Raw genomic sequence first — 21,441 nt, 5'->3', positions numbered from 1 at the left:
GCTCATTATAAAAGTTATATCTATATTTTATTTCATTAAGATTAAGAAAATATTAATTCTAATCTTTTTAATACCTTTTAAAAAACAAACAAATAGATTATTTTCTAAATAAAATCATTACCCTTGCACTTAATTTATAGTTAAGAAGTCTTAAAAAGACAATATTTGTGCATAAATTTGTTAATTATACCAAAAAATTGTTCATCCCAAAGATCATTGTGCCCTCTTTTTTCAATATCTATAAATTCTTTAGGCTCATTGGCTTTTTTATAGAGCTCAAGCCCTTGCGCGTAAGGCACGATATTGTCTTGTATACCATGCAAAATGAGTATAGGCGCCGTGATTTCATGAATCCGCTTAAGTGAATCAAATTTATCCCATACAGGAAGAGGAGACCAAGGATAATGGGCTTTCGCTAAAGCCTGAAGACTTGTATAAGGCGACTGTAATATTACTGCACAAACTTTATATTGGGAACCCATTTTAGTAGCTATACCTGTACCTAATGATTCACCATATAAAATTATTTTTGCAAGCAAAGTACCCTGTTCTTGTAAAAATTTAATTGCCGCCTGCCCATCTGAATATAAACCTTGTTCATTAATTCTGCCTTCATTACCACCATAGCCTCGATACTCAACCAGTAACACGCCATACCCTTCATTTAAAAAATAACGAATAAATGGCATGCGATAACCGATATGTCCTGCATTACCATGATAATAAATGATGGTCGGCATGCCTGGTTCTGCCGGTTTATACCAAGACAGGAGATTTAATCCATCCTCAGTATTTAAATAAACTTCTGCCATATCATTAGCAGCAAAAAATTGGCGAATTGGCATTAGTCTTGCTGGAAAATAAATAAACTGACGCTGAAGCAAATACATACTTATCATTGCTACAATGATAAAAGTTATCAAAAAAATAAGCGTTTGCTTTAGCATAGTTTTCTCTTTTAAAGGAATTAATCATCCGTCTTCATGTAAATAATAAGACAAGAAAAGTTTAACTTTTTAAAAGATAGATTATTAATCTGCAGGTAACAAATATAATTTCATGGCACTATTAACAATCACCCTAAGGTATTAACACTAAACAACAATAGGAGAAGAATTATGGAAGCACTTCATGATTCTGATATATCAAAATTAAAAGAACTATTACGTCACTTAGGGGAATTTATTGCCTATTTTGAAATAGCTGAATCTAAGATGATAGCCTGGCAACAAGAACTAGAAACCCATGCTCATAGACAGGAAAAAAAAATAAATTATCAACTGCAACACTTACACCAAGAACTTGAAAGCTTACAGGAAATATTAACTCATGCAGGGGTGGCAAGGTTAAGATTTAACCTTGAAAAAGCATTAAAGGATGGTGAATCACATCTTGGGTTATTAGAGAAAACTAGCCAAGAAATCTTAGCTAACTTAGATTTAAAACAGCAAGAAGTTAGCAATCTCATGATATTAGGACATAAGCAAATAGAGCAGTATACTTTGCAAGCACTCAAACAGATTAATAGTCAATTAGCAGCTTATGATATTGATCATTTTCGGCGAATCTCAAGTGAAAGTTGTCTTCATGTAGAAAAAGTAGCTACTTTAACTATGCGTAAAAGTGCTGCTCTATTAAAAGCTTTTCAATGGCGCTCAATTGCCTTGGCTTTAGCGACTACTTTTATAACTGCGTTTGCAATTAGTTTATATGTAAGCAATGAGACACCTTGGGAAAGCCATCAACAGGCGCTAAGTGAGCGGCAAGCAGGACGAGTTTTAATGAAAGCTTGGCCACAGCTTTCTCATCAAGAAAAAGATAAAATCTTAGCTAGCTATATGCAACAAAAAAGTTAACATGTTAATTATTTTAATCAGCATAATACTAATAAGTCTTATTCTGCTATTTCTTTATCAGAATAGAACAAGTAAAGCGATAAAAAAGTGGCAACGCGCACTCCAGCTTCATATTCATCAGCCTATCTTTGATAAATTATATGAAGATGTTAATGGTTTTGTCCTTTCTAAAGCAGCGCGAGCTCATCATGATGCTATTGAATATACCTATGGCGAGATTGAATTCGAATCATTTATTGCTCTATTATCACTGTGTAAGCTGCAACCAAATACCGTCTTTTATGATCTTGGTAGTGGTACAGGTAAAGCTGTTATTGCCTGCACTATGGTATTTGATATTTGTAAAAGCTATGGTATTGAATTATTTTTGCCTCTCCATAAGTGCGCTCAAAAACAACTACAACGCTTAGCTCAAATAGAAAGCTACCAAGATAAAGCTAAAAAAATAATTTTAAAACACGAAAATTTTTTAGATTCATCTATTCAAGATGGAACTATTATTTTTATTAATGCAACGACGTTCATTGCTGAGCTTTGGGAGCAAATAAGCAAACATGTTGAACAAGTCAAACCAGGTACATTAGTCATTTCAACGAGCAAGTTACTTACCTCAAAATGCTTTGCTGTAACAAGGATTGTACCGCTTAAGGTGAGCTGGGGAGTTATCAATGCTTATATTCAACAACGTATAGAAGATTAATAAATTTCCTTATATTTAAAAAACGCTTTAACATTAATAAACAGTTGGATTTGTTTATTGTGTAGTGAATCTTGCTCAAATCCTGCGCATTTTATAGGATAACATTGGTTTAGCGACATAAAGAGCCTTTAGCTCATTTATAACGAACTTACGTTAATTATATTGCAATAATAAGCAAAGTATTGTTACAGTTAATTGATAAATTGAATAATTTTGTTCTGAGTCTATACTAAAGATATTGATAACTGCTATCTACTATGGTGTCTTAAGGGATAGCGATATGAAAACGCGGCTAACCGAGGTGGGTATGATTAAATCTGAACTCATAGCAAGCCTTGCTTCCAAAATGACACATCTTCCTGAAAAGCAAGTCACAGATAGTATTAATCGCATACTTGAATTAATGAGCGATGCTTTAGTAAACGGTCAAAGGATTGAAATTCGAGGATTTGGTAGTTTTTCTCTCCATTATCGTCCTCCGCGTAATGCTCATAATCCTAAAACAGGTGAGAAAGTGGTTACTGAGGCCAAATATAGTCCTCACTTTAAGCCAGGGAAAGAGTTACGTGAACGCGTTGATGCTTCACGTGATAAAATTGATTTAGAGGCTGAAGAATAGTTTTAAAGCCATTAAATTAGAAGAAATCCTATGGCAGCTATTATGCTAGCGCATAATCAATCACGGGTACTTTAGTACCTTGGTCAAGGATTGGACTTGGGAGCAGGTTGCACGAAAATAATTTTGAAAAAGCACAGCATAGCTATCTATATGAGCATCCCTATCTACAGGGGGACAAGCTTTGAGGGGTTATTTTCGTGCAAGATGTACTAACAGCTCTTCGATAGTAAGAGCTGGTCGCTGATACTAATATTACGTATATTACGTACGGGGCAAAGTTACACCTGTCTGCCCTTGATACTTGCCACCCCTATCTCGATAAGAGACAGCACAAACTTCGTCTGACTCTAGAAACAACATTTGAGCTACACCTTCATAGGCATAAATTTTTGCGGGCAATGGTGTCGTGTTAGAAAATTCTAAAGTAACATGCCCCTCCCATTCAGGCTCTAAAGGTGTAACATTCACAATAATACCACAACGTGCATAAGTGGATTTTCCTAAACAGATTGTTAAAACATTTCGGGGAATCCGGAAATATTCTATCGTTCGTGCTAAAGCGAATGAATTAGGAGGTATGATACATACATCAGACTGAATATCCACAAAACTATTCGCGTCGAAAGCTTTAGGATCAACAATAGCAGAATTAATATTAGTAAATATTTTAAATTCATCAGCACAGCGTACATCATATCCATAACTAGATACACCGTAGGAAATAATACGCCCCCGGTCATTTTCACGTACCTGACCTGATTGAAATGGAGAAATCATTCCATGTTCGCGAGCCATTTTTTCTATCCAGCGATCAGATTTAATTGTCATATCTACTCCATCTACATAATTAACCTAAAACTATCAACTAGACATTGTATTTCAATGAATCAAGCGATAACGGTAAACAGACTTAAGCAAATGTAGCCATCTTTCTATTTAATATTTACTATTATTTAAGTCGTTACACTAAGCTTAAGCCCCTTATACAATCTAAAAGTATACACCTATCTGAGCAACTACCGCATCAGAAGCACGACCAGTTCCGAAAGTATTAGCATTGATAACGCCTGGTGGTGCAGCGCCATTTGCATAACTATTGGCACCATAATCTATATCATGACGATACTCAATACTTTCAACAGTATCCTTCCAAATTGATATATTAAATACACCACTAATGCGTTGCTTCGGTAAATTTAGTGCCAACGCTTCTTTTGATCGTTGATAACCGATTGCTACTGATGCTGGTTTATCAAAGGCCCTAAAAGTCATGCCTGCTTCAAGCTGGAATGCTTGCGGTTTAGCCCCGCGTCCATTGTAACTTAAGTCCTGTACCCTAAATGACTTAGCCGCTCCTACCCACTCAGCAGTTAGACTATAGCGATCAAAGCTAACATTGCCATGTAAATTTAAACCATTAACTTTTTTAACATATTCAGAGCCATTTGTAGCCGATCCAAAGCCACCAAAAGTAGTCAGTGGAGGCGAACCATTAATTTGCATTCCCTGTGAATCATTCAGAGAGCCAATTAACCCAGCGCCAAGCTCACCAAGGAAATCCCCCTCACCAAATATATAACCTAAGTTAACGCCACCTACTCCGTCATGACCCCGTGTCGTATCAGATACAAAACCATAGGCTGCAGCATAAGGCCCAGGATCATTTTGTGATTTATAACCTAAAATAAAGGGCCTAGTTTTAGTGCGCGCCAAAGTCATTGTAAGTGGTGCGCTAATCATGGAGCTTGCATATTTCCCAAAGGGTGCATAGAGTTGTCCGGCAGTAAAGTAAAAAGGTGACTTATCTAAATCGCCAATATTAACGAACCCTAAGTTTAAACTAAATGCCGAATTTGTAATTCTCGGCCCGCCTATGGCAGGTGGGGATTCGTCATATGCAATTGATATGTACGCCTCTACGTCTTTATTTAAAATTGCAGCAACGTCCAACTCGCTAGAGCCTAAGTTAAAATCACCTTGAGAATTACCACTTTCTGTTCTATTTAAAGTAGCAATTGGTTCGGATTTGCCGCTAACAGCAATAATCGGAATATTTGGGATAGGATAACCTATTTGCTGATAAGCACGAAATAAACGTCGGCGTTGTTGCATTAATCGAATATCACGATTAATACTAGAAATATTGACAATATAATCAGAACCATCAAAAGCAGGCCTGTCCCCTAAATAAGGCGATGTTACAACAGGAGTTCCAGCTATATAGGTAATAATACGATTATCGGCTATTAAAGCGGTTGGATAAAAACTAATTGACTCTGGATGCGACTCAAGCGTATGGACTACAAGATGACTTTCTTGAAAATTAACTATCTTATTCCCTTTAGCTTTAGTTTGCGCCTCCGGTGCAGGAGATGTTGCCTTATTAATTGGAGCAGATAAATCTTGTGCATTTTTACGCGATATGGATTTTTTTACCTGTCTAGGCTCAGTACCATTTGCATCAGCAGATTTTTTTACTAGATGTTTTTTTAAATCCTTTAATTGAGTCTGTAAAGTTTCTGTCTGTTCTTGCAACTGTTTAATCTTTGCTTGCAGTTGATCTGAGTCGGCAGCAATAAGTGTTGAAGAGAAGGGAATAGTGGCTAAGGCCAAAATAATTGCTTTAGGTTTCACGCGCTATACTCCTGACTTATTTTTTTACTTCTTGGTCATTGCGCTTGCCAATTGATTGCTTTCTAAAAATATGACTTATACATATTTTGGTTAACTAAACAAATTTTTAACAAAAACGCCGCTAGATTATATACCTGATAATGCCAGTTGTGCGAGTTTTAGTCGCTTATTTTAGAATTAATTTATTAGTCGTCATTGCTCACATTATTTTTTAGACCAAATACAAATGTAATAAATAGAGAATATGTCATCGACTTGACAAAAGATTTGATTAAAACCAGGTTGAGCGAAAATAATGTTAAAAATGGACAGCATAATTACCTATATGAGCATTTTAAAACATTATTTTCAAGTAAGAAGCCGCAAATACAGCCAGTCGGCGGTGGCGCTAATACTTTACTATCAAATTGATTGAGTGACCTAAGCATTAAATTAATTAAAGTTTGCACTCAACCATCAAGATATTAAGTTATGTAAGAATTAGGCAAGACCTAACCATTTAACACCAACGTAAGGGCCATGCAATCCAAAATCACTATTGGTAAGCAATGTCGGTGCTACCAATGAAGGACCTTGTAATGCATTGAAATAGTTCAGAGCTTGATAACCACCTTCAATCTTTAATAAGCCTTGAGCAACGGGGTAATTATATGCCGCTCCAACTTTAGCTTCGAGGCTTGGTACTACTTGCTTACGACTTGCATACATAGAACCGACAATTAGACCATTGTTGTAGATATTCATCGATTCAATTCGAGCTGTTCCATATAAAATAGAGCCAGATGCATTTGCAGTGAGACTAAATCCATAAGGTAGTATATATGCGTAATCAACACCTATGGTGGGTCCAAAACCATTAAAGTCTGAATTAACAGGGCCTCTTACACCGCCAATTGCAGCAGCAAAAATTGGGCTAATATTGTAAAAACATTCTGCGTCAGCTTGAATATCAGAGTACTGACCACCTGCATAGAAACGGATTTTCTTAAATAATCCGAAATCGACATGCTGACCCAAAACTAGATTAACTTGTTCTAACTTATTAGAAACAAAACCCCTAAAACTAGCTGGAAGTACTACAGCCGAACCAGTGGACAGCAACTGCACATACTGACCACTAAAAGTACCTAAGTTATCATCATCAACATCATAATGTAACCAGTTCATAGTAATATCATTGCCAGTACTAAAATGATAGGAACCTTCAACACGATAGCCCCACCCTCCATTTGGCTCAACAGCTTTTAAACCGCCAGGAGCAGGTAAGTACGCGCGAGAGCCATTGTACTCAGTTTGTAAATATAAAGCTTGTACTCCAAAATTCCATAAACTAGCTTCACAAGGTACCGTGACATCACCTGGAACACAAGTAGGAACAGGAGGAGTAGAATACATACCAGCCGCGGCAATTCCACTTACCGATAAGCCTAGTATCATTAAAGATAATTTCTTCACCATTTTTACTCCCTTGGTAAAAAAAAACCCATCAGCAAGTGATGGGTTAAAAAGCTTTTAAGTTAGATTAGACGTTGCCAACCCATTTTAAACCAGCGAATGGACCATGAAGAGCAAAGTCACTAGTTGTAAGAGCTGTATGTTGAGCGTTAAAGTAGTTAATCCACATATAACCTACGTCTAAAGTCACATCACCTTGTGGCATTGCGTAAGTATATGCAACTCCTAATTTAGCTTCTAATTCAGGAACTAATGCATCTCTTTCACCATAACCAGCGCCAGAGAATGTACCTAAAGTAGTAACGCTATCGCGGAACTTAGATTCGCCAATTAAGAGGGCGCTAGCACCTTTACCATATACCGCTAAACCATTACCTAGGTTGAAAGTCATGTCCGCACCAATTCGAGGACCGAAACCGTCAAATTTAGTGTAGCCAGCAGCAGTTGCAGCTGGGAAAGGACTAACTGCAGATGGGAACGCAGCTATGCCAAGCTCATGCTTAATACGAGCGAATTGAACACCGCCATGGAAACGAATGTCTTTAAATTCACCAAAGTCTACATGTTGACCTAATTCAACGTTAACAGCATCCCATGAAGGCTCAGCGCTTACACCAACAGGATAGTTACCAGCAGCGATAGGTAAAGTACCAGGAGTACTTATAATTTCTGGGCTGTAAACTAAATAGCTTGAGCGGTTATCATCGCTCTTGAAGTGGTACCAGTTCACGTTAAGATCGTTACCAGTTCCGAAGTGATAAGAAGCTTCTAATTTAAAGCCCCAATCCCAATCTGGCTCAACTTCATTATAATGACGGCCACCTAATGGGTCTAAATAGTAACCTGCATAGTGATCAACAACAGGTTGGAGGTACAATGCTTGCACACCAAAATCCCAAGCCATTCTTTCGCAAGGAACAGTAACACTGCCGGGGGTGCATACAGGACCCATTGTTCCAGCAAATACTGCACTGCTACCTAAAGCAAGGACAGCTACTGCTGTTTTTTTTAGATTTAACATGCTTCATCTCCACTTTTTTATTATTAATTTCCGGTTTTTATTGCCAAACCAAACATGGTGTTGACCGCAGTACGCAATCATCGCTCTAACCGAGAACGTACATGGGCAAATTATCAAACGCCACTTTCGCAAAGTCAACACTATTTCGCTTGAATTTCATCATAAATTTAATTAATTAGATATTGCAAGCCAATATATGTCTCTTTTATGCGCATAGTTATTAATTGCCCGCCATCTATAAAATTTACATCTAACTAAAAGTAAGCTATTTAATGTACAATCTCATATTTTAAATTCTTAAATTAATACTTTTTAATTTAAATAAAAATACAAGTTGTTGAAAATTTGGTATTATCTTTTCTTCATGCTATAAGAATTTATAAAAGATTAATTTAAATTAGTAAATAGAAATTTTTAAATTAATGAAAATTTTTTTTAGCAAGGTTTATTTCTTAACATATAGGACTTACGAAAAATAGCCAGATCAAGGCAAAAAATAGATTTAATGAGGGATTTTAGATTAATGACCGAATTAAACCTGTTTTTTAACGAAAAGAGGGCTGTTTTCCATAAGTCCTATAATAAAAAAATTAATAATTCTTTTAATATTAGGTAATAAGTTTTATGTTGCAACTAACTATTAATCGTCCTGATGACTGGCATCTGCATTTAAGAGATGGGTTAGCTTTAAAGGATACAGTCTTAGCGACTGCTAAATATTTTGAGCGCGCACTAGTGATGCCTAATTTAAAACCGGCATTAACATCACTCAACAGTCTGTTAGCTTATCGAGAACGAATTTTATTAAATACCCCTAACAAGTATCGCTTCACGCCCTTAATGACTTTCTACCTTAATGAGGAAGTAAGACCCGAAGATCTTATTGAAAGTAAGAACTATCCTTTTATTACTGGAGCAAAGCTTTATCCTGCAGGTGCAACAACAAATTCAGAGGCTGGTGCACGTTCATTAAAGAGCCTTTACCCCCTACTTGATCTTATGCAGCAACTTGACTTAGTTTTGCAAATTCACGGTGAAATAGTGCATGGTGACATTTTTGAACGCGAAGCTAATTTTATAACAGAACAGTTGCAGCCCATTATTGCAAATTTTCCTAAATTACGGGTCGTTTTAGAACATATCTCTACCCGAGAGGCCGTTGACTTTATTAATACTGCGCCGAATAATGTGGCAGCAACGATAACGCCACATCACCTTCTTTATAATCGAAATCAATTATTAGCTGGCGGCATTAAGCCTCATTATTACTGTTTACCTATTTTAAAACATGAGAAAGATCAAAAAGCTCTACAGCAAGCAGCAGTAAGTGGAAATCCCAAATTTTTTGCAGGCACTGATAGTGCGCCTCATAGCCAACAATCCAAAGAAACTGCCTGTGGGTGCGCAGGTATTTATTCAGCTCCTTATGCTGTAGCACTTTATACACAAATTTTTGAAAAATTGGATAAACTTGACAAGCTTAATACTTTCATGAGTCATTTTGGTGCTAATTTTTATGCTTATCCTATTAATAATCAAAAACTTATACTTGTTAAACAAACGCAAAAGGTGCCAGACGCCTTGCCTCTAGGTGACCAGCAAGTTATTCCTATTGCGGCGGGAAGTACTATACCTTGGAGTATCCTAGATGAAAGGGCATGACAGTAAAGTTAAGCGAACTTTAAAACGGCGTTTCCGAGGGTTCCTACCTGTAGTAGTAGATATAGAAACGGCTGGTATTGATCCATTCAAAAATGCATTACTTGAAGTATGTATTGTTTTAATTAACAGAAATGAGCAAGGCTTGTTTAATCGAGAAGCGACTTATTTCGAGCATATTATTCCTTTTGAAGGCTCAGAGTTAGATGAAAAATCTCTAGCCTTTATTCAGGTTGACCCTTTTCAACCTTTACGATTTGCTATTAGTGAAACGGAGGCTTTGCAAAATCTATTTGCACCTATTGAACAAGCGCTAAAGTTAAATCAATGCCAACGAGCTGTTCTGGTTGGACATAACGCTTGGTTTGATCTCCTTTTTTTAAAGGAAGCGATTAAAAGAACTAATATAAAATCGCCCTTTCATGCTTTTACCTGCTTTGATACAGCAACCTTAGCAGGTTTTATGTATGGTCAAACAGTATTAGCTAAAGCGGTAGAAGCTGCAGGGATTCCATTTGATAAAAGTGAAGCTCATTCTGCTATTTATGATGCTGAGAAAACGGCTGATCTTTTCTGTGCCATGTTAAATGCATGGGAGGAAAAATTTTCTTGAATACTTGACTAATATAAATACCATGTTTAAAACATGGTATTTACTGGCTTTAAGAGTCTACGTCGTCTTTATTATAATTCTTCAGAGTAAGTCGTTAAATATTCAGCTACGCCTTTAGGAGAAGCTTTCATGCCTGCCTTTCCTTTTTCCCAACCAGCAGGACAAACTTCACCATTTTCTTCAAAAAACTGTACCGCATCAATGATTCGAATTAGTTCGTCAATATTACGGCCTATGGGCAAATCATTAACGATTTGTGAACGCACTATACCTTTATTATCGATAACAAAAGCACCACGAAATGCAACGCCTGCGATTGGGTGTTCAACTCCATAAGATTGACAAATATTATGAGTAATATCTGCAGCTAAAGTAAAGTTTACAGGTCCTATACCGCCATCCCTTAAAGCTGTATTACGATAAGCATTATGCGTAAACTGCGAATCAATAGATACTGCGACCACTTCCACATTACGACTTCTAAATTCTTCCATACGTCGGTCTAAAGCGATCAATTCGGATGGGCATACAAACGTGAAGTCAAGAGGATAAAAGAAAATTAACCCATATTTATTAAGTAAAGCAGTATGTAAATTAAATTTATCAGTTATCTCACCGCTGGCTAGTACAGCGGGCACAGTAAAATCAGGGGCCTTTCTGCCAACTAAAACGCTCATCTTATCTCCTGGGTTAAGTGCAAATTGCACTTTACAACTTAAAACAATTTATAGCTTTTGCTTATATAAAGATATAAAAACGATGGATTTAATCTATTTAAGTAAATGAATTAATAATCAGAGAGCCACAGCTTCACGTAATATTAATTCTAATTCACCTTGTTGATAAAGTTCAGTAATAATATCAGAACCCCCAATTAATTTACCTTTAACATAAAGCTGAGGAAAAGTAGGCCAATCGGCATATTGAGGTAGCGTTTGGCGAATATCTGGGTTAGCTAATATATCAACATAAGCAAAGTCGACACCGCAAGCATCAATACACTGAACTGCACGGGCAGAAAAGCCGCATTGCGGTAGTTTTGGCGTACCTTTCATATAAAGTAATACTGCATTCTCAGCAATTTGCTGTTTAATTTTATTAAGTGTTTCCGTTGTATCCACTGAAGTCACCTCTACGATTAAATGGTCCTAATTATGGCGAAAATACGAACAATTCGCAACTAAAGATTGGCTACGAAGCTAAGCTACATACTTGAAATTGACTGAATGAAGATTCGATACCACCCTCTTATTATAGAATAAATTAAGTTATTTTTTTATTACAACTCTTCTATTAGACTTGTTTCGCAACTCGCTACTTATCTTTATCTACATTGAATATGTTTAACATCCTGCTAAACTTAACACTTTAACTTTTATTGGAGATTCTTTATGGCCTTTACTCTTCCTCCTCTGCCTTATGCAATGGATGCTCTTGCACCTCATATTTCTAAAGAAACACTAGAATATCACTATGGCAAGCATCACAATACCTATGTGACGAATTTGAATAAGTTAATCACTAATACTGAATTTGAAAACTCAAACTTAGAAGATATTATAAAAAATTCAAAAGGTGGCATATTTAATAATGCGGCCCAAGTTTGGAATCACACTTTTTACTGGAACTGTTTAAGTCCAAATGGTGGTGGTGAACCACAAGGAGAACTTGCAAATGCTATTACTGAGGCGTTTGGATCCTTTGATGAGTTTAAAGAGAAATTTACCCAAACGGCCATTACCACTTTTGGTTCTGGATGGGCTTGGTTAGTTCAAGATAAGGAAGGAGCACTACAAATTATTAGCACAAGTAATGCAGATACACCTATGACTAAAGGCCAAAAAGCATTACTTACTTGTGATGTCTGGGAGCATGCTTATTATATTGATTATCGTAATGCAAGACCTGATTACGTAAAAGCTTTCTGGTCTCTTGTGAATTGGGATTTTGTATCAAATAATCTAGCTTCATCTTACTAATATAAGGCATACCGTTTAAATCTATTTAAAAATAAATATTGATTGATGATAGCTTTTTGTATATAAAGGAGTTGTAATGACATTGATTACGAGCTATAGCCCGCTTCCTATTACTTTCACTCATGGTGAAGGTGTTTGGCTTTATGATGAGCAAGGAAAAGCCTATTTAGATGGTTTAAGCGGTATTGCAGTATGTGGTTTAGGACATGCGCATCCGGATGTTACGCGTACAATCCAACAACAGGCAGCTAAACTACTTCATACTTCGAATCTTTTTCAGATCAAAGAACAACAACAGCTAGCTGAAAAATTAACTTCACTTACTGGAATGGAGCAGGCTTTTTTTGCTAATTCCGGCGCTGAGGCCAATGAAGCAGCCATTAAACTTACCCGACTTTATGGACATAAAAAAGGAATAGAAACACCATCTATTATAGTTATGGATAGAGCTTTTCATGGACGCACAATGGCAACATTAACTGCCTCTGGAAGCCGTAAAGTTCAGGCGGGTTTTGAGCCCTTAGTACCAGGCTTTATAAGAGCACCTTTTAATGATATTGAGGCATTAAAGATAATTGCACAAAATCGCGATGATATTGTTGCTATCATGATTGAACCCATTCAAGGTGAGGGCGGTATTTATGTAGCTGATGATTCCTATTTACGTGCTGTAAGAGAACTATGTAATCAGCATGAGTGGCTTCTTATTTTAGATGAAATACAAACAGGTAATGGTCGTACAGGAAAGTTATTTGCCTACATGCATAATAATATTTACCCTGATATATTAACAACCGCAAAAGGTCTAGGCAATGGAATACCTATTGGCGCCTGTTTAATGCGTGATAAAGCTTGCAATCTTTTTAAGCCCGGAAATCATGGTTCAACATTTGGTGGTAATCCTCTAGCTTGTGCTACTGCTCTTACCGTTTTAAACGTTATTGAGCGTGATAATTTATGTGAAAAAGCGAAGCACAATGGTAACTTAATTAAAGAAAAATTAATGCAAGAATTAGGCTCAAACTTATGTGCAATTCGTGGTCGAGGTTTAATGCTTGGCATCGAACTTGACCGACCGGCAGCAGATGCAAGGAAGATTGGGCTTGAGCATGGAATTATTTTTAATGTTACCGCTGATAATGTTATTCGCCTATTGCCACCTCTTATTATTAGCGAAGAAGAGATTGATGAGCTCGTAAAACGTTTGACGAAAACTTTGCATCAATTTCTGGAACTTTAACTAGTTTAGATAGTGCTACTTACGCACTTTAGAGTGAGCGTATAAGGTAGAATTTGGTAGCACTATATTATTCTTCTTTAAATATCTCATAATAGTTACTGATAGCAATCATTAAAGCTCTTGCAAGAACTCTATTTAAAATTAAAACTTTGACCTCTAGTTACGAAGCCCAGGAAACCGTCCGCTTTAGCATCAGGTAAAGCTTGCACATTATTATAATGATAAAGCCACATTTTACCCTTAATCTCAGCTGGTAATTGTCTTAACTCACTATAATGCGCATGCACGCCAGACTTAATTTCTTGAGTCTCACAATCATGAAAAAACAAATCTACCTCTTTATTTAATTGTTGAATTAAATAAGGGTTATATTGCGTATCGGCTGAATAAAATATACGAAAAGAACCACAAGAAAATAAAAGTCCATAACAAGGTAATAAGTGATAGTCACTATATACATGAATAGCTTGTATTAACTTAAATTTAATTTTCTGCCAAGTAAAAGAATGCTCCTCACCGATAGCTTGTACATTAAAATAAGTATTTAAAGAAGCTTGTTGATAAGCTAAGGTACTAAGTCCTCCAGCCAGAGAACACCAAAGTGCTTGCATTAATTTTTCTTCAACAATCAAAGTTGGTTTTCCTGGATAAGCGTCATCAAAATAAGTGGCTAATGCAAGCCACTCTAGGCCGCCAATATGATCACTATGTAAATGGGTAATATAAATATTACGAATATCGTGATAATTGCGATTTAATGCAAAAAGCGAAAGACGTAAATCAGCACCCGCATCAATTAATAAAGAATCGCCATTGCTTTCCAACAGTACGTTTGATTGGAAGTTATCATCTCCTGTAGTAAATGCTGATCCTGTTCCAAGAAAGGTTATTTTTAATGGCATAATTTAATCCTATTTATAAATAACTAATCCTGTATATGTTTAACTTAGTTATTAGTTATATTAATCTGGATCCCGTACAAATGCTTCGCATTTTACGGGATAACGTTCGTTTAGCGACACAAAAGCATCTTTGTCTCTTTTATGCCGAACTCACGTTAAACAGAAAAGCATCATAACAATAGCTAGGCTCAGATAGTTAAATCAGAAGTCCTAAATACAATTTCATCATTTTCAAACCAAGCCTTAGTAATTGAATACTCAGGCAGCTCAATCCAAGTAGTCCTATCAGCAGTTAATGGTTCAGAAGCAAATAAGATATTTTGCCGTTTGGTACTACCAGACATTTTATAAATACCGCCACTACTACCATAAGACTCCCCAAAAGTAGCCCATAAGCTGTGATATCCTAAGTGAGCTTTTTGTACACTATTTTCATTATGGCCAAAGTTATAAACAAAACGAGTGACAATTAAGTAATTGCCATTCGTTAAAAATAAATTAACCGGTGAAGCAATTTTAATACCGCATTTCTTCCTAATATGGCGAACAATAGCTAAGGTTTTAATAACCGCGTTAAAGGCTTCATCTAAAGTAACCTCAATTGTATAGTCGGTTAATTGGGATAAAAATAAAGCATATAGCCATTCGCTATCTGTTGTACCTCTTATTTGAGCAAAGATAGAAGGCTTCATTTCTTGACTTAAGGCATATTTCATTTCAGCCATATTAGCCAAACTACCATTATGAGCAAAAGCAATTTGTGTAGTCTCTAATTTAAAAGGGTGTATGTTTTGCTCCGAAATAACTTCGCCAATACTATATTCAACCCCTCTTACATGAGCCAACAAACAATTAGCCCAAATTTTCTTAGATAATCGGTATAAATTCTTATCAAAAAAAGGTAATGATGTTGTTTTATAATAGAAAGGAATAAGTGGCTCAGGCGGGCTAGATGACCATGCGCAAAAACCTAAACCAGCTAAATTTTGAATATGTTGCATTAATTTAGGCGCATAGCTCTGATGAGCCAAAGCGTTATCAGGCCCATATAATAAATCATATAAGGGCACCTGTTGTTTACCTAAATAAATAAGAACCCTACACATTTTACCCTCATGAAATGGAATTCATGTATTCACAATCAATTCTTATGAACTGCCGATTTATCATATAAAGCGAACGCACAAAAGCCGTATGAATGTATTGGCTTAGTTTATAAAAAACTTCTTGATCTAAATGCCTTAATTGCTGATATTGCTGAATATCTAGCTCTAAAATGATACTTTCCTCACATGTCGCAAATTTAAAAAACGACTTTAAATTTTGCGCCAATAAGGGCTGTAAAAATAATTCACCTATGCTCACAATACCTATTGATTTAACTAATTTAGTTTGATTAGTTAAAAAAAACATTACCGCGCCTGAAAAAACTAAACTAATCTTTCCTAAGCTTTCTTGATCTAATTGATATCCTTTTTCATATAAACGCGCTCGCATTATTATAAGAAGTTCGTCAATTTGTGTTTTGGTTAGTCTGTTTAAAAATGCTAACTTATCTAAAAGCTGCCTATTTATAGAGTTAATATTTAAATCCTGATAAGTCGCTTCTTTATTTATCAAGTATTCTGTATGATCGGCGCGTAAATTATGCTTAGCTTGCAAAGTTAGAAGAAAATTAACTAATTTTTTTCCATTGTTAATAATTTTTTCATTAGTTTGCTTAACAATAGCGCATTCAATTTTAAAAGAAATTTCTGGGTGAGTCAGACGTAATGCTTCTAACACAGAACGTTTAAGCAAAAAGCAATAAACCGGTGTTTTAGCGACAATAGTTGTAGTCATTAATTCACTACTAAGAAAAGCTTCTTCGCCAAAAATTTGTGGAGCAGTTAAAATAGAAGTAGGTTTTATAAGATCACCTGGCAAAGTAATAAAAACATCAACGCTACCTTTTTCAATAATATAAATGCAATCACCAACACTACCCTGTGAAATAATTAAATCGCCCGGATCAAATGATTTCCTACTTATAAAATTAACAAGAAAAATTAATTCTTTTTCCGTAAAATTTTGGAAAAAAAATTTAATTCTATTGATTTGACTTACAATCCCCATATTAGATAGTCCACCGTGCTATAGGTAATTCTTGATACTGATTATTCAGATAGCTATCTAGCATATTGTGAAAATCGCAACCGTATTTATTTATAAATTGGCACTGCCAAGCGCTTCCATTCATTCTTGTTGTAATACGTTCATCTATAATGTTTAAATATAGCTCAATATCAGCATAATTTATGCCTAATGCTAATAATCCTTGGCGAGCTAGGGGAATTAATTCTTTTAATAAAAGCGAGGCATTAATCTTTTTTCCTAAAAACCAAACAAACTCTGCATTAAAACCGTATCTTGCTGCCTCAAAGAAATTTTTCTTTGCTAAATAAAAAGGTAATAAATACTCTATAGGCGTCGCCTGTAAAGAAAAATAACTTAATAAACCATAAAAGAAAGCCGCATTAGCAATCATATCTACAATTGTAGGCCCAGATGATAAACCCCGATGCTCAATTCGTAAGTGTGGTTGACCTTTATCATTAAAATCGATGACTGGCCTATTCCAACGATAAATGACTCCATTTTGTCGCCTTACATGAAACATTTTATCTTCAGACGATTTATAAGAGATTTCCGGTATAAGCCTCGGAAAAAAATGATAATTTTGATCAAATAATTCGAAGAAAGAATTTTTTAAATAACCAATCCCAAAAAAACAGCATTTAAAACCGGAAGCCCTATCAAAACGAGGTAAGGTCATCGCTTGCTCGAAGAGAAAAACGCGAGAATCTGCCCAAATATGTTTACCTAAAATAAAGGGGCTATTACACGCTAAAGCTAGCATTGGGCCTGCAATAGCTTGAGCAATATTATAATATTTAACGGATTGACTTAATCCAATTTGAATATGTATTTGAAATGCTGAAATCAGTCCATTAACAGTCAGAGAATGCAAGGGAAATTTAAGTTGTTCAGCACCGACAAGATTAATTAAGATTGGCTGGCCTGCACACTGATCTTGAATACTATCATTAATAAGATGATAACGCTTTTTATTGGTCATGTATTTTATATCAAGATGTTTTTCGGTTGCTGTAGGTAATGTGCCTATTAACGCTAAATGATATTGATTTTGGCGAGCAATATTGCAGCATTTTCGCCATAAATCTAAAATATCTTGATGTAACTTACTTAAGCCATCTGTATATAGATGTACATGACAAGAGTTAATTTCTAGATGAGAGGCTCCTACTTCTGGAATAAGTGCCGGTTGGTTAACTTTTTTAATAAAATTTAAATTATTAGGCGCTGGATTGTACTGATTATCTAATAAAAATAACTCAATTTCTGATCCAGCTTCTAACTCTCTTTCAATAAAAACTTGCTCAATAAACCATTGCTCAAGGAGATTAGTTTCAGCAAGAAGGCGCTTGTCAAATTCCTGATACCGTCTTTGATTAATATTTATATTTCCAAGCTGGGTCATATTAGCCTTTTATTAGTATTATATATACTTAATGTACTCACAATAGGCCTCTTTCTAAACTAGTATTGATAGCCAATCACAACCGAAAAAATGTCTTCAAAGCTTGTCCCCATGGAGATGGGGGCCTGTCCCCATGTAGATGGCGATGCTCCTGTACACTGTACTTTTTCAGCCCTTTTTTCGACCGGCCTTGCCTTATTACTGATAATTTGGAAAGAGGTCTAATAACTTAAAGTTAAGCTATGCTTGAAATTATAGTATATTGCTAAGGAACAAGCTTAATAGAGTACGTGACTAAATTTCATTTAGACAGTACGTTGACGAACTACTTCATATAAAGAAACGCCAGCAGCTACAGAGACATTCAAGCTTTCTACATTTCCTAACATAGGGATAGAAAATAACTCATCGCAATGTTCGCGTGTTAAGCGGCGCATCCCTTGCCCTTCAGCCCCGAATACCAAGGCAATAGGTATTTTAAAATCCAGCGTGTAAATCGTTTTGTTAGCTTCGCCAGCAGCCCCATAAATCCAAACACCTTCCTGCTTTAAAAATTCTAAACTGCGTACTAAATTTGTCACACGTACTAACGGTATCGTTTCAGCAGCACCACACGCTACTTTACTTACTGCTGGTGTCAGGTTTGCACTTTTATCTTTTGGCAAAATAATAAAATCAACGCCTGTTGCATCCGCAGTGCGTAGACAAGCACCTAGATTATGTGGATCAGTAATAGCATCTAAGATTAATAACAAAGGTGGCTTTTTACTTTTTTTTAGTAAGGAAGACAAGTCATTATCACTAAAAGTAGGCAATGCCTCTACATAGGCCACAATACCTTGATGAGTAAATTGAGCAAACCGTTGATTCATCTGTTGAGCTGTTAATCGCTCAATAAAAATATGACGAGCCGTTGCTAAGTCAAGTATTTGCTGCAGACGTTGGTCACGGCGCTCCATATTCAATAGAAGCTTTTTTACAGGCCGTTGCTCTTGCTTTAATAGAGCAGTTACAGCATGTATGCCATACATAATTTGCTCACTCATTATTAGCGTCCTCAGCTTCAGCTAATTCAAAATCAATTTTTCGCTCATCTAAATCCACTCGAGATACAAGTACAGTAATTTTGTCGCCAAGTCGGTAAGTTTGGCCACAGCGCGTCCCTCTTAAGCGATGTTTAATAGGATCAAATTCATAGTAATCATTTTTTAAAGAAGTTACATGCACCAAACCCTCAACAAATATTTCATTTAATTCAACAAAAATTCCAAACCCGGTAACCGCTGAAATAGTCCCCTCAAATATTTGTCCAAGTTTATCTTGCATATATTCACATTTTAACCAGGAAATCACTTCTCGAGTTGCTTCATCCGCTCGTCTTTCAGTCCCTGAACAGTTCTTACCAAGTCGACTCATATCCTCCTCAGTATAAACAAATTCTTCAATCGGTTGATTATCAATGAGATGACCAATAGCGCGGTGAATAAGGAGGTCAGGATAACGCCTGATAGGCGAAGTAAAATGGGTATATGCAGGATAGGCTAGCCCAAAATGGCCATCATTTTTTTCAGCATACTGAGCTTGCTTTAAAGAACGTAAAATAACTGTTTCTATTAGATGCTTTTCAGGTTTATCACCAATAGAAGCAATAGTAGCTTGGAAATCTTTTGGATGCGGTTTTTTGCCACCACCTAAGCGCAAACCTAATTCTCCTAAAAATTGCCGTAATGCCATAATTTTATCTTCATCAGGCGTAGCATGCACCCTATATAACGCTGGCACACCTGCTTTCTCCAAAAAACGAGCCGTTGCAACATTAGCAGCTAACATACATTCTTCAATTAATTTATGAGCGTCATTACGCACAACGGGTACGATTCGCTGAATTTTCCTATTTTCATCAAATTCTATTGAGGTTTCTGTTGTATCAAAATCCATTGCCCCGCGCTTTTTACGTGCTTGAAGCAATATTTTATAGAGGCTATATAAATCTTGTAAATTTGCCCAAACTGCTTGTTTATCTGGGTCAACAGTATTTTTATCTAACCAATTTGCCACTTGCGTGTAAGTTAACCGGGCTTGTGAATGAAAAACAGCTCGATAGAACTTAGAGCGAGTGATTCTACCTTCTGCATTGATTGCCATTTCAGCAACTATACATAATCTATCAACATGTGGATTTAAAGAACAAATTCCATTTGATAAGGCTTCGGGGAGCATAGGAACAACTTTACCTGGGAAATACACAGAGTTACCACGGCGTGCAGCTTCTTTATCTAAAGGCGAACCGATTGGAACATAATGACTTACATCAGCGATAGCAACATAAAGTTGATAACCACCTTTTGGCTTCTTGTAACAATAAACAGCATCATCAAAATCTTTAGCATCTTCACCATCAATAGTGACAAAAGGAAGATGTCTTAAATCGGTACGGCCAACACATTGCTCTGGTGTCACATGTTGTGAAATTTTAGCAACAAAACCCAAAACATCTTCAGGCCATTGATGTGGAATACCATGAGCAAAAATAGCCACTTCAATTTCCATACCAGGCGCCATATGCTCACCCAGGATATGAATTACTTTTCCAATCGCTTGGTTTCGTTTACTAGGAAATGCAATCACTTCCACTAAAACAATTTGGCCATGTTTTGCATTATTAGCAAACTCTAGGGGAATAGAAACATCTTGAGTTAAGCGTTTATTATCGGGAATAACGAAACCCACACCTTGCTCAGTAAAAAAGCGGCCCACAACTGTTACGTTGGCATGTTCAATAACTTCATGAATTTTCCCCTCTAGCCGCCCACGTCTATCTTGGCCACTTTGATAAGCAAGGACCATATCCCCATGCATAACTGCCCGCATCTCGGTTGCTGATAGAAGCATATCATCGCTACCATCATCCGGGATAAAAAAGCCATAGCCATCAGGATGCCCCTGAATTGTTCCTTTTTTTAAATTAATGCGCTGCAAAAGACAAAATCTATTACGACGATCTTGCATGATTTGCCCATCTCTGAGCATCGCTTTTAAGCGAAAACCTAATGCCTCTTGTTCATTTTCTGAATGAATTTCTAGTTTATTTATTAATTGATTACGTGACATAGGACGACCATATTCTTCTAGCACTTGCATAATTAATTCTCGGCTAGGAATAGGTAAACCATATTTCTCTTTCTCACGTTGATAGTGAGGATCTTTTTTCTTTTTACTCAC

Annotated in this window: 20 protein-coding genes; 7 read left to right on the top strand and 13 right to left on the bottom strand. The window is 36.2% G+C overall.

Going from position 1 to position 21,441, the window contains the following annotated elements:
- Window positions 1–140 precede the first annotated feature (140 nt).
- Window positions 141–947: an alpha/beta hydrolase gene (locus E1P04_RS06395; protein WP_131782086.1), complete on the bottom strand. Its 807-nt coding sequence runs from the start codon at window positions 945–947 to the stop codon at window positions 141–143.
- 171 nt (window positions 948–1,118) lie between these two features.
- Between E1P04_RS06395 and E1P04_RS06390 the strand changes: the two genes are divergently transcribed.
- The 3 genes from E1P04_RS06390 (at window position 1,119) to E1P04_RS06380 (ending at window position 3,175) form a co-directional block, all read left to right on the top strand.
- The gene (locus E1P04_RS06390) at window positions 1,119–1,856 is read left to right on the top strand and encodes a hypothetical protein (protein WP_131782085.1); all 738 of its coding nucleotides are present in this window, start codon (window positions 1,119–1,121) and stop codon (window positions 1,854–1,856) included.
- Window position 1,857: 1 nt separating this feature from the next.
- Window positions 1,858–2,556 carry a class I SAM-dependent methyltransferase gene (locus tag E1P04_RS06385; protein ID WP_131782084.1) on the top strand — a complete coding sequence of 233 codons (699 nt, stop codon included), beginning with the start codon at window positions 1,858–1,860 and terminating at the stop codon, window positions 2,554–2,556.
- A gap of 280 nt (window positions 2,557–2,836) precedes the next feature.
- Window positions 2,837–3,175, top strand: coding sequence for an integration host factor subunit beta (locus tag E1P04_RS06380; RefSeq protein WP_160116132.1), 339 nt, complete (start codon window positions 2,837–2,839; stop codon window positions 3,173–3,175).
- A 261-nt stretch (window positions 3,176–3,436) separates the two neighbouring features.
- Here the strand turns inward: E1P04_RS06380 and dcd are convergent, their stop codons facing one another.
- From dcd to E1P04_RS06360, 4 genes are all read right to left on the bottom strand, one after another.
- Window positions 3,437–4,003 carry a dCTP deaminase gene (dcd, locus tag E1P04_RS06375; RefSeq protein ID WP_131782083.1) on the bottom strand — a complete coding sequence of 189 codons (567 nt, stop codon included), beginning with the start codon at window positions 4,001–4,003 and terminating at the stop codon, window positions 3,437–3,439.
- Between the two features lie 162 nt (window positions 4,004–4,165).
- Complete coding sequence (locus E1P04_RS06370) at window positions 4,166–5,809, bottom strand: FlxA-like family protein (RefSeq protein ID WP_131782082.1); 1,644 nt, start codon at window positions 5,807–5,809, stop codon at window positions 4,166–4,168.
- Between the two features lie 480 nt (window positions 5,810–6,289).
- Window positions 6,290–7,267: an Lpg1974 family pore-forming outer membrane protein gene (locus tag E1P04_RS06365; protein WP_131782081.1), complete on the bottom strand. Its 978-nt coding sequence runs from the start codon at window positions 7,265–7,267 to the stop codon at window positions 6,290–6,292.
- Between the two features lie 64 nt (window positions 7,268–7,331).
- A complete protein-coding gene (locus tag E1P04_RS06360; RefSeq protein WP_131782080.1) occupies window positions 7,332–8,285 on the bottom strand; it encodes an Lpg1974 family pore-forming outer membrane protein in 954 nt (317 codons plus the stop codon).
- Between the two features lie 624 nt (window positions 8,286–8,909).
- On the opposite strand from E1P04_RS06360, the gene pyrC reads away from it, so the two are divergent.
- Window positions 8,910–9,947 (top strand): dihydroorotase, encoded by a 1,038-nt coding sequence (gene pyrC, locus E1P04_RS06355; protein WP_131782079.1) that lies wholly within the window; start codon window positions 8,910–8,912, stop codon window positions 9,945–9,947.
- The gene (gene rnt / locus E1P04_RS06350) at window positions 9,934–10,557 is read left to right on the top strand and encodes a ribonuclease T (protein WP_131782078.1); all 624 of its coding nucleotides are present in this window, start codon (window positions 9,934–9,936) and stop codon (window positions 10,555–10,557) included. Before pyrC ends, rnt begins: the two co-directional genes overlap by 14 nt.
- A 71-nt stretch (window positions 10,558–10,628) precedes the next feature.
- Here the strand turns inward: rnt and E1P04_RS06345 are convergent, their stop codons facing one another.
- Together E1P04_RS06345 and grxD are read right to left on the bottom strand one after the other, a co-directional pair.
- Window positions 10,629–11,234: a peroxiredoxin gene (locus tag E1P04_RS06345; RefSeq protein ID WP_131782077.1), complete on the bottom strand. Its 606-nt coding sequence runs from the start codon at window positions 11,232–11,234 to the stop codon at window positions 10,629–10,631.
- 117 nt (window positions 11,235–11,351) lie between these two features.
- The gene (grxD, locus tag E1P04_RS06340; RefSeq protein WP_115329579.1) at window positions 11,352–11,678 is read right to left on the bottom strand and encodes a Grx4 family monothiol glutaredoxin; all 327 of its coding nucleotides are present in this window, start codon (window positions 11,676–11,678) and stop codon (window positions 11,352–11,354) included.
- Window positions 11,679–11,948: 270 nt separating this feature from the next.
- Here grxD and E1P04_RS06335 point away from each other — a divergent pair, with 270 nt between their 5' ends.
- Window positions 11,949–12,536, top strand: coding sequence for a superoxide dismutase (locus E1P04_RS06335; RefSeq protein ID WP_131782076.1), 588 nt, complete (start codon window positions 11,949–11,951; stop codon window positions 12,534–12,536).
- Window positions 12,537–12,612: 76 nt separating this feature from the next.
- A complete protein-coding gene (locus tag E1P04_RS06330; RefSeq protein ID WP_131782075.1) occupies window positions 12,613–13,776 on the top strand; it encodes an aspartate aminotransferase family protein in 1,164 nt (387 codons plus the stop codon).
- Window positions 13,777–13,907: 131 nt separating this feature from the next.
- Here E1P04_RS06330 and E1P04_RS06325 read toward each other — a convergent pair whose 3' ends face one another.
- The 6 genes from E1P04_RS06325 to rnr all read right to left on the bottom strand — a co-directional run bounded on the left by E1P04_RS06325 (window position 13,908) and on the right by rnr (window position 21,441).
- Window positions 13,908–14,678, bottom strand: a complete 771-nt coding sequence (locus tag E1P04_RS06325) for an MBL fold metallo-hydrolase (protein ID WP_131782074.1) — start codon at window positions 14,676–14,678, stop codon at window positions 13,908–13,910.
- Window positions 14,679–14,866: 188 nt separating this feature from the next.
- On the bottom strand, window positions 14,867–15,784 hold the full coding sequence (locus tag E1P04_RS06320; protein ID WP_131782073.1) for a class II glutamine amidotransferase: 918 nt from the start codon (window positions 15,782–15,784) through the stop codon (window positions 14,867–14,869).
- A 7-nt stretch (window positions 15,785–15,791) separates the two neighbouring features.
- Entirely contained in the window at window positions 15,792–16,793 is a 1,002-nt protein-coding gene (locus tag E1P04_RS06315; RefSeq protein WP_131782072.1) for a cyclic nucleotide-binding domain-containing protein, read from the bottom strand.
- A gap of 1 nt (window position 16,794) precedes the next feature.
- A complete protein-coding gene (locus E1P04_RS06310) occupies window positions 16,795–18,219 on the bottom strand; it encodes a glutamate-cysteine ligase family protein (protein ID WP_131782071.1) in 1,425 nt (474 codons plus the stop codon).
- Between the two features lie 305 nt (window positions 18,220–18,524).
- Window positions 18,525–19,265, bottom strand: coding sequence for a 23S rRNA (guanosine(2251)-2'-O)-methyltransferase RlmB (gene rlmB / locus E1P04_RS06305; RefSeq protein WP_131782070.1), 741 nt, complete (start codon window positions 19,263–19,265; stop codon window positions 18,525–18,527).
- Complete coding sequence (rnr, locus tag E1P04_RS06300) at window positions 19,258–21,441, bottom strand: ribonuclease R (RefSeq protein ID WP_131782069.1); 2,184 nt, start codon at window positions 21,439–21,441, stop codon at window positions 19,258–19,260. Before rnr ends, rlmB begins: the two co-directional genes overlap by 8 nt.

This window comes from Legionella gresilensis (assembly GCF_900639865.1).
GTDB classification, from domain to species: Bacteria; Pseudomonadota; Gammaproteobacteria; order Legionellales; family Legionellaceae; genus Legionella_C; species Legionella_C gresilensis.
The sequence above is the reverse complement of the archived record's forward strand: the minus strand, read 5'-3'. Positions and strand labels throughout refer to the sequence as shown.

What these genes read in the sequence shown, in the direction of transcription:
- E1P04_RS06365 (WP_131782081.1), bottom strand. Translation starts at nt 7,267, where the DNA reads ATGGTGAAGAAATTATCTTTAATGATACTAGGCTTATCGGTAAGTGGA.
- E1P04_RS06310 (WP_131782071.1), bottom strand. Translation starts at nt 18,219, where the DNA reads ATGACCCAGCTTGGAAATATAAATATTAATCAAAGACGGTATCAGGAA.
- E1P04_RS06325 (WP_131782074.1), bottom strand. Translation starts at nt 14,678, where the DNA reads ATGCCATTAAAAATAACCTTTCTTGGAACAGGATCAGCATTTACTACA.
- E1P04_RS06330 (WP_131782075.1), top strand. Translation starts at nt 12,613, where the DNA reads ATGACATTGATTACGAGCTATAGCCCGCTTCCTATTACTTTCACTCAT.
- E1P04_RS06320 (WP_131782073.1), bottom strand. Translation starts at nt 15,784, where the DNA reads ATGTGTAGGGTTCTTATTTATTTAGGTAAACAACAGGTGCCCTTATAT.
- E1P04_RS06390 (WP_131782085.1), top strand. Translation starts at nt 1,119, where the DNA reads ATGGAAGCACTTCATGATTCTGATATATCAAAATTAAAAGAACTATTA.
- E1P04_RS06385 (WP_131782084.1), top strand. Translation starts at nt 1,858, where the DNA reads ATGTTAATTATTTTAATCAGCATAATACTAATAAGTCTTATTCTGCTA.
- dcd (WP_131782083.1), bottom strand. Translation starts at nt 4,003, where the DNA reads ATGACAATTAAATCTGATCGCTGGATAGAAAAAATGGCTCGCGAACAT.
- rnt (WP_131782078.1), top strand. Translation starts at nt 9,934, where the DNA reads ATGAAAGGGCATGACAGTAAAGTTAAGCGAACTTTAAAACGGCGTTTC.
- rlmB (WP_131782070.1), bottom strand. Translation starts at nt 19,265, where the DNA reads ATGAGTGAGCAAATTATGTATGGCATACATGCTGTAACTGCTCTATTA.
- E1P04_RS06315 (WP_131782072.1), bottom strand. Translation starts at nt 16,793, where the DNA reads ATGGGGATTGTAAGTCAAATCAATAGAATTAAATTTTTTTTCCAAAAT.
- E1P04_RS06345 (WP_131782077.1), bottom strand. Translation starts at nt 11,234, where the DNA reads ATGAGCGTTTTAGTTGGCAGAAAGGCCCCTGATTTTACTGTGCCCGCT.
- E1P04_RS06360 (WP_131782080.1), bottom strand. Translation starts at nt 8,285, where the DNA reads ATGTTAAATCTAAAAAAAACAGCAGTAGCTGTCCTTGCTTTAGGTAGC.
- E1P04_RS06395 (WP_131782086.1), bottom strand. Translation starts at nt 947, where the DNA reads ATGCTAAAGCAAACGCTTATTTTTTTGATAACTTTTATCATTGTAGCA.
- pyrC (WP_131782079.1), top strand. Translation starts at nt 8,910, where the DNA reads ATGTTGCAACTAACTATTAATCGTCCTGATGACTGGCATCTGCATTTA.
- E1P04_RS06380 (WP_160116132.1), top strand. Translation starts at nt 2,837, where the DNA reads ATGAAAACGCGGCTAACCGAGGTGGGTATGATTAAATCTGAACTCATA.
- E1P04_RS06335 (WP_131782076.1), top strand. Translation starts at nt 11,949, where the DNA reads ATGGCCTTTACTCTTCCTCCTCTGCCTTATGCAATGGATGCTCTTGCA.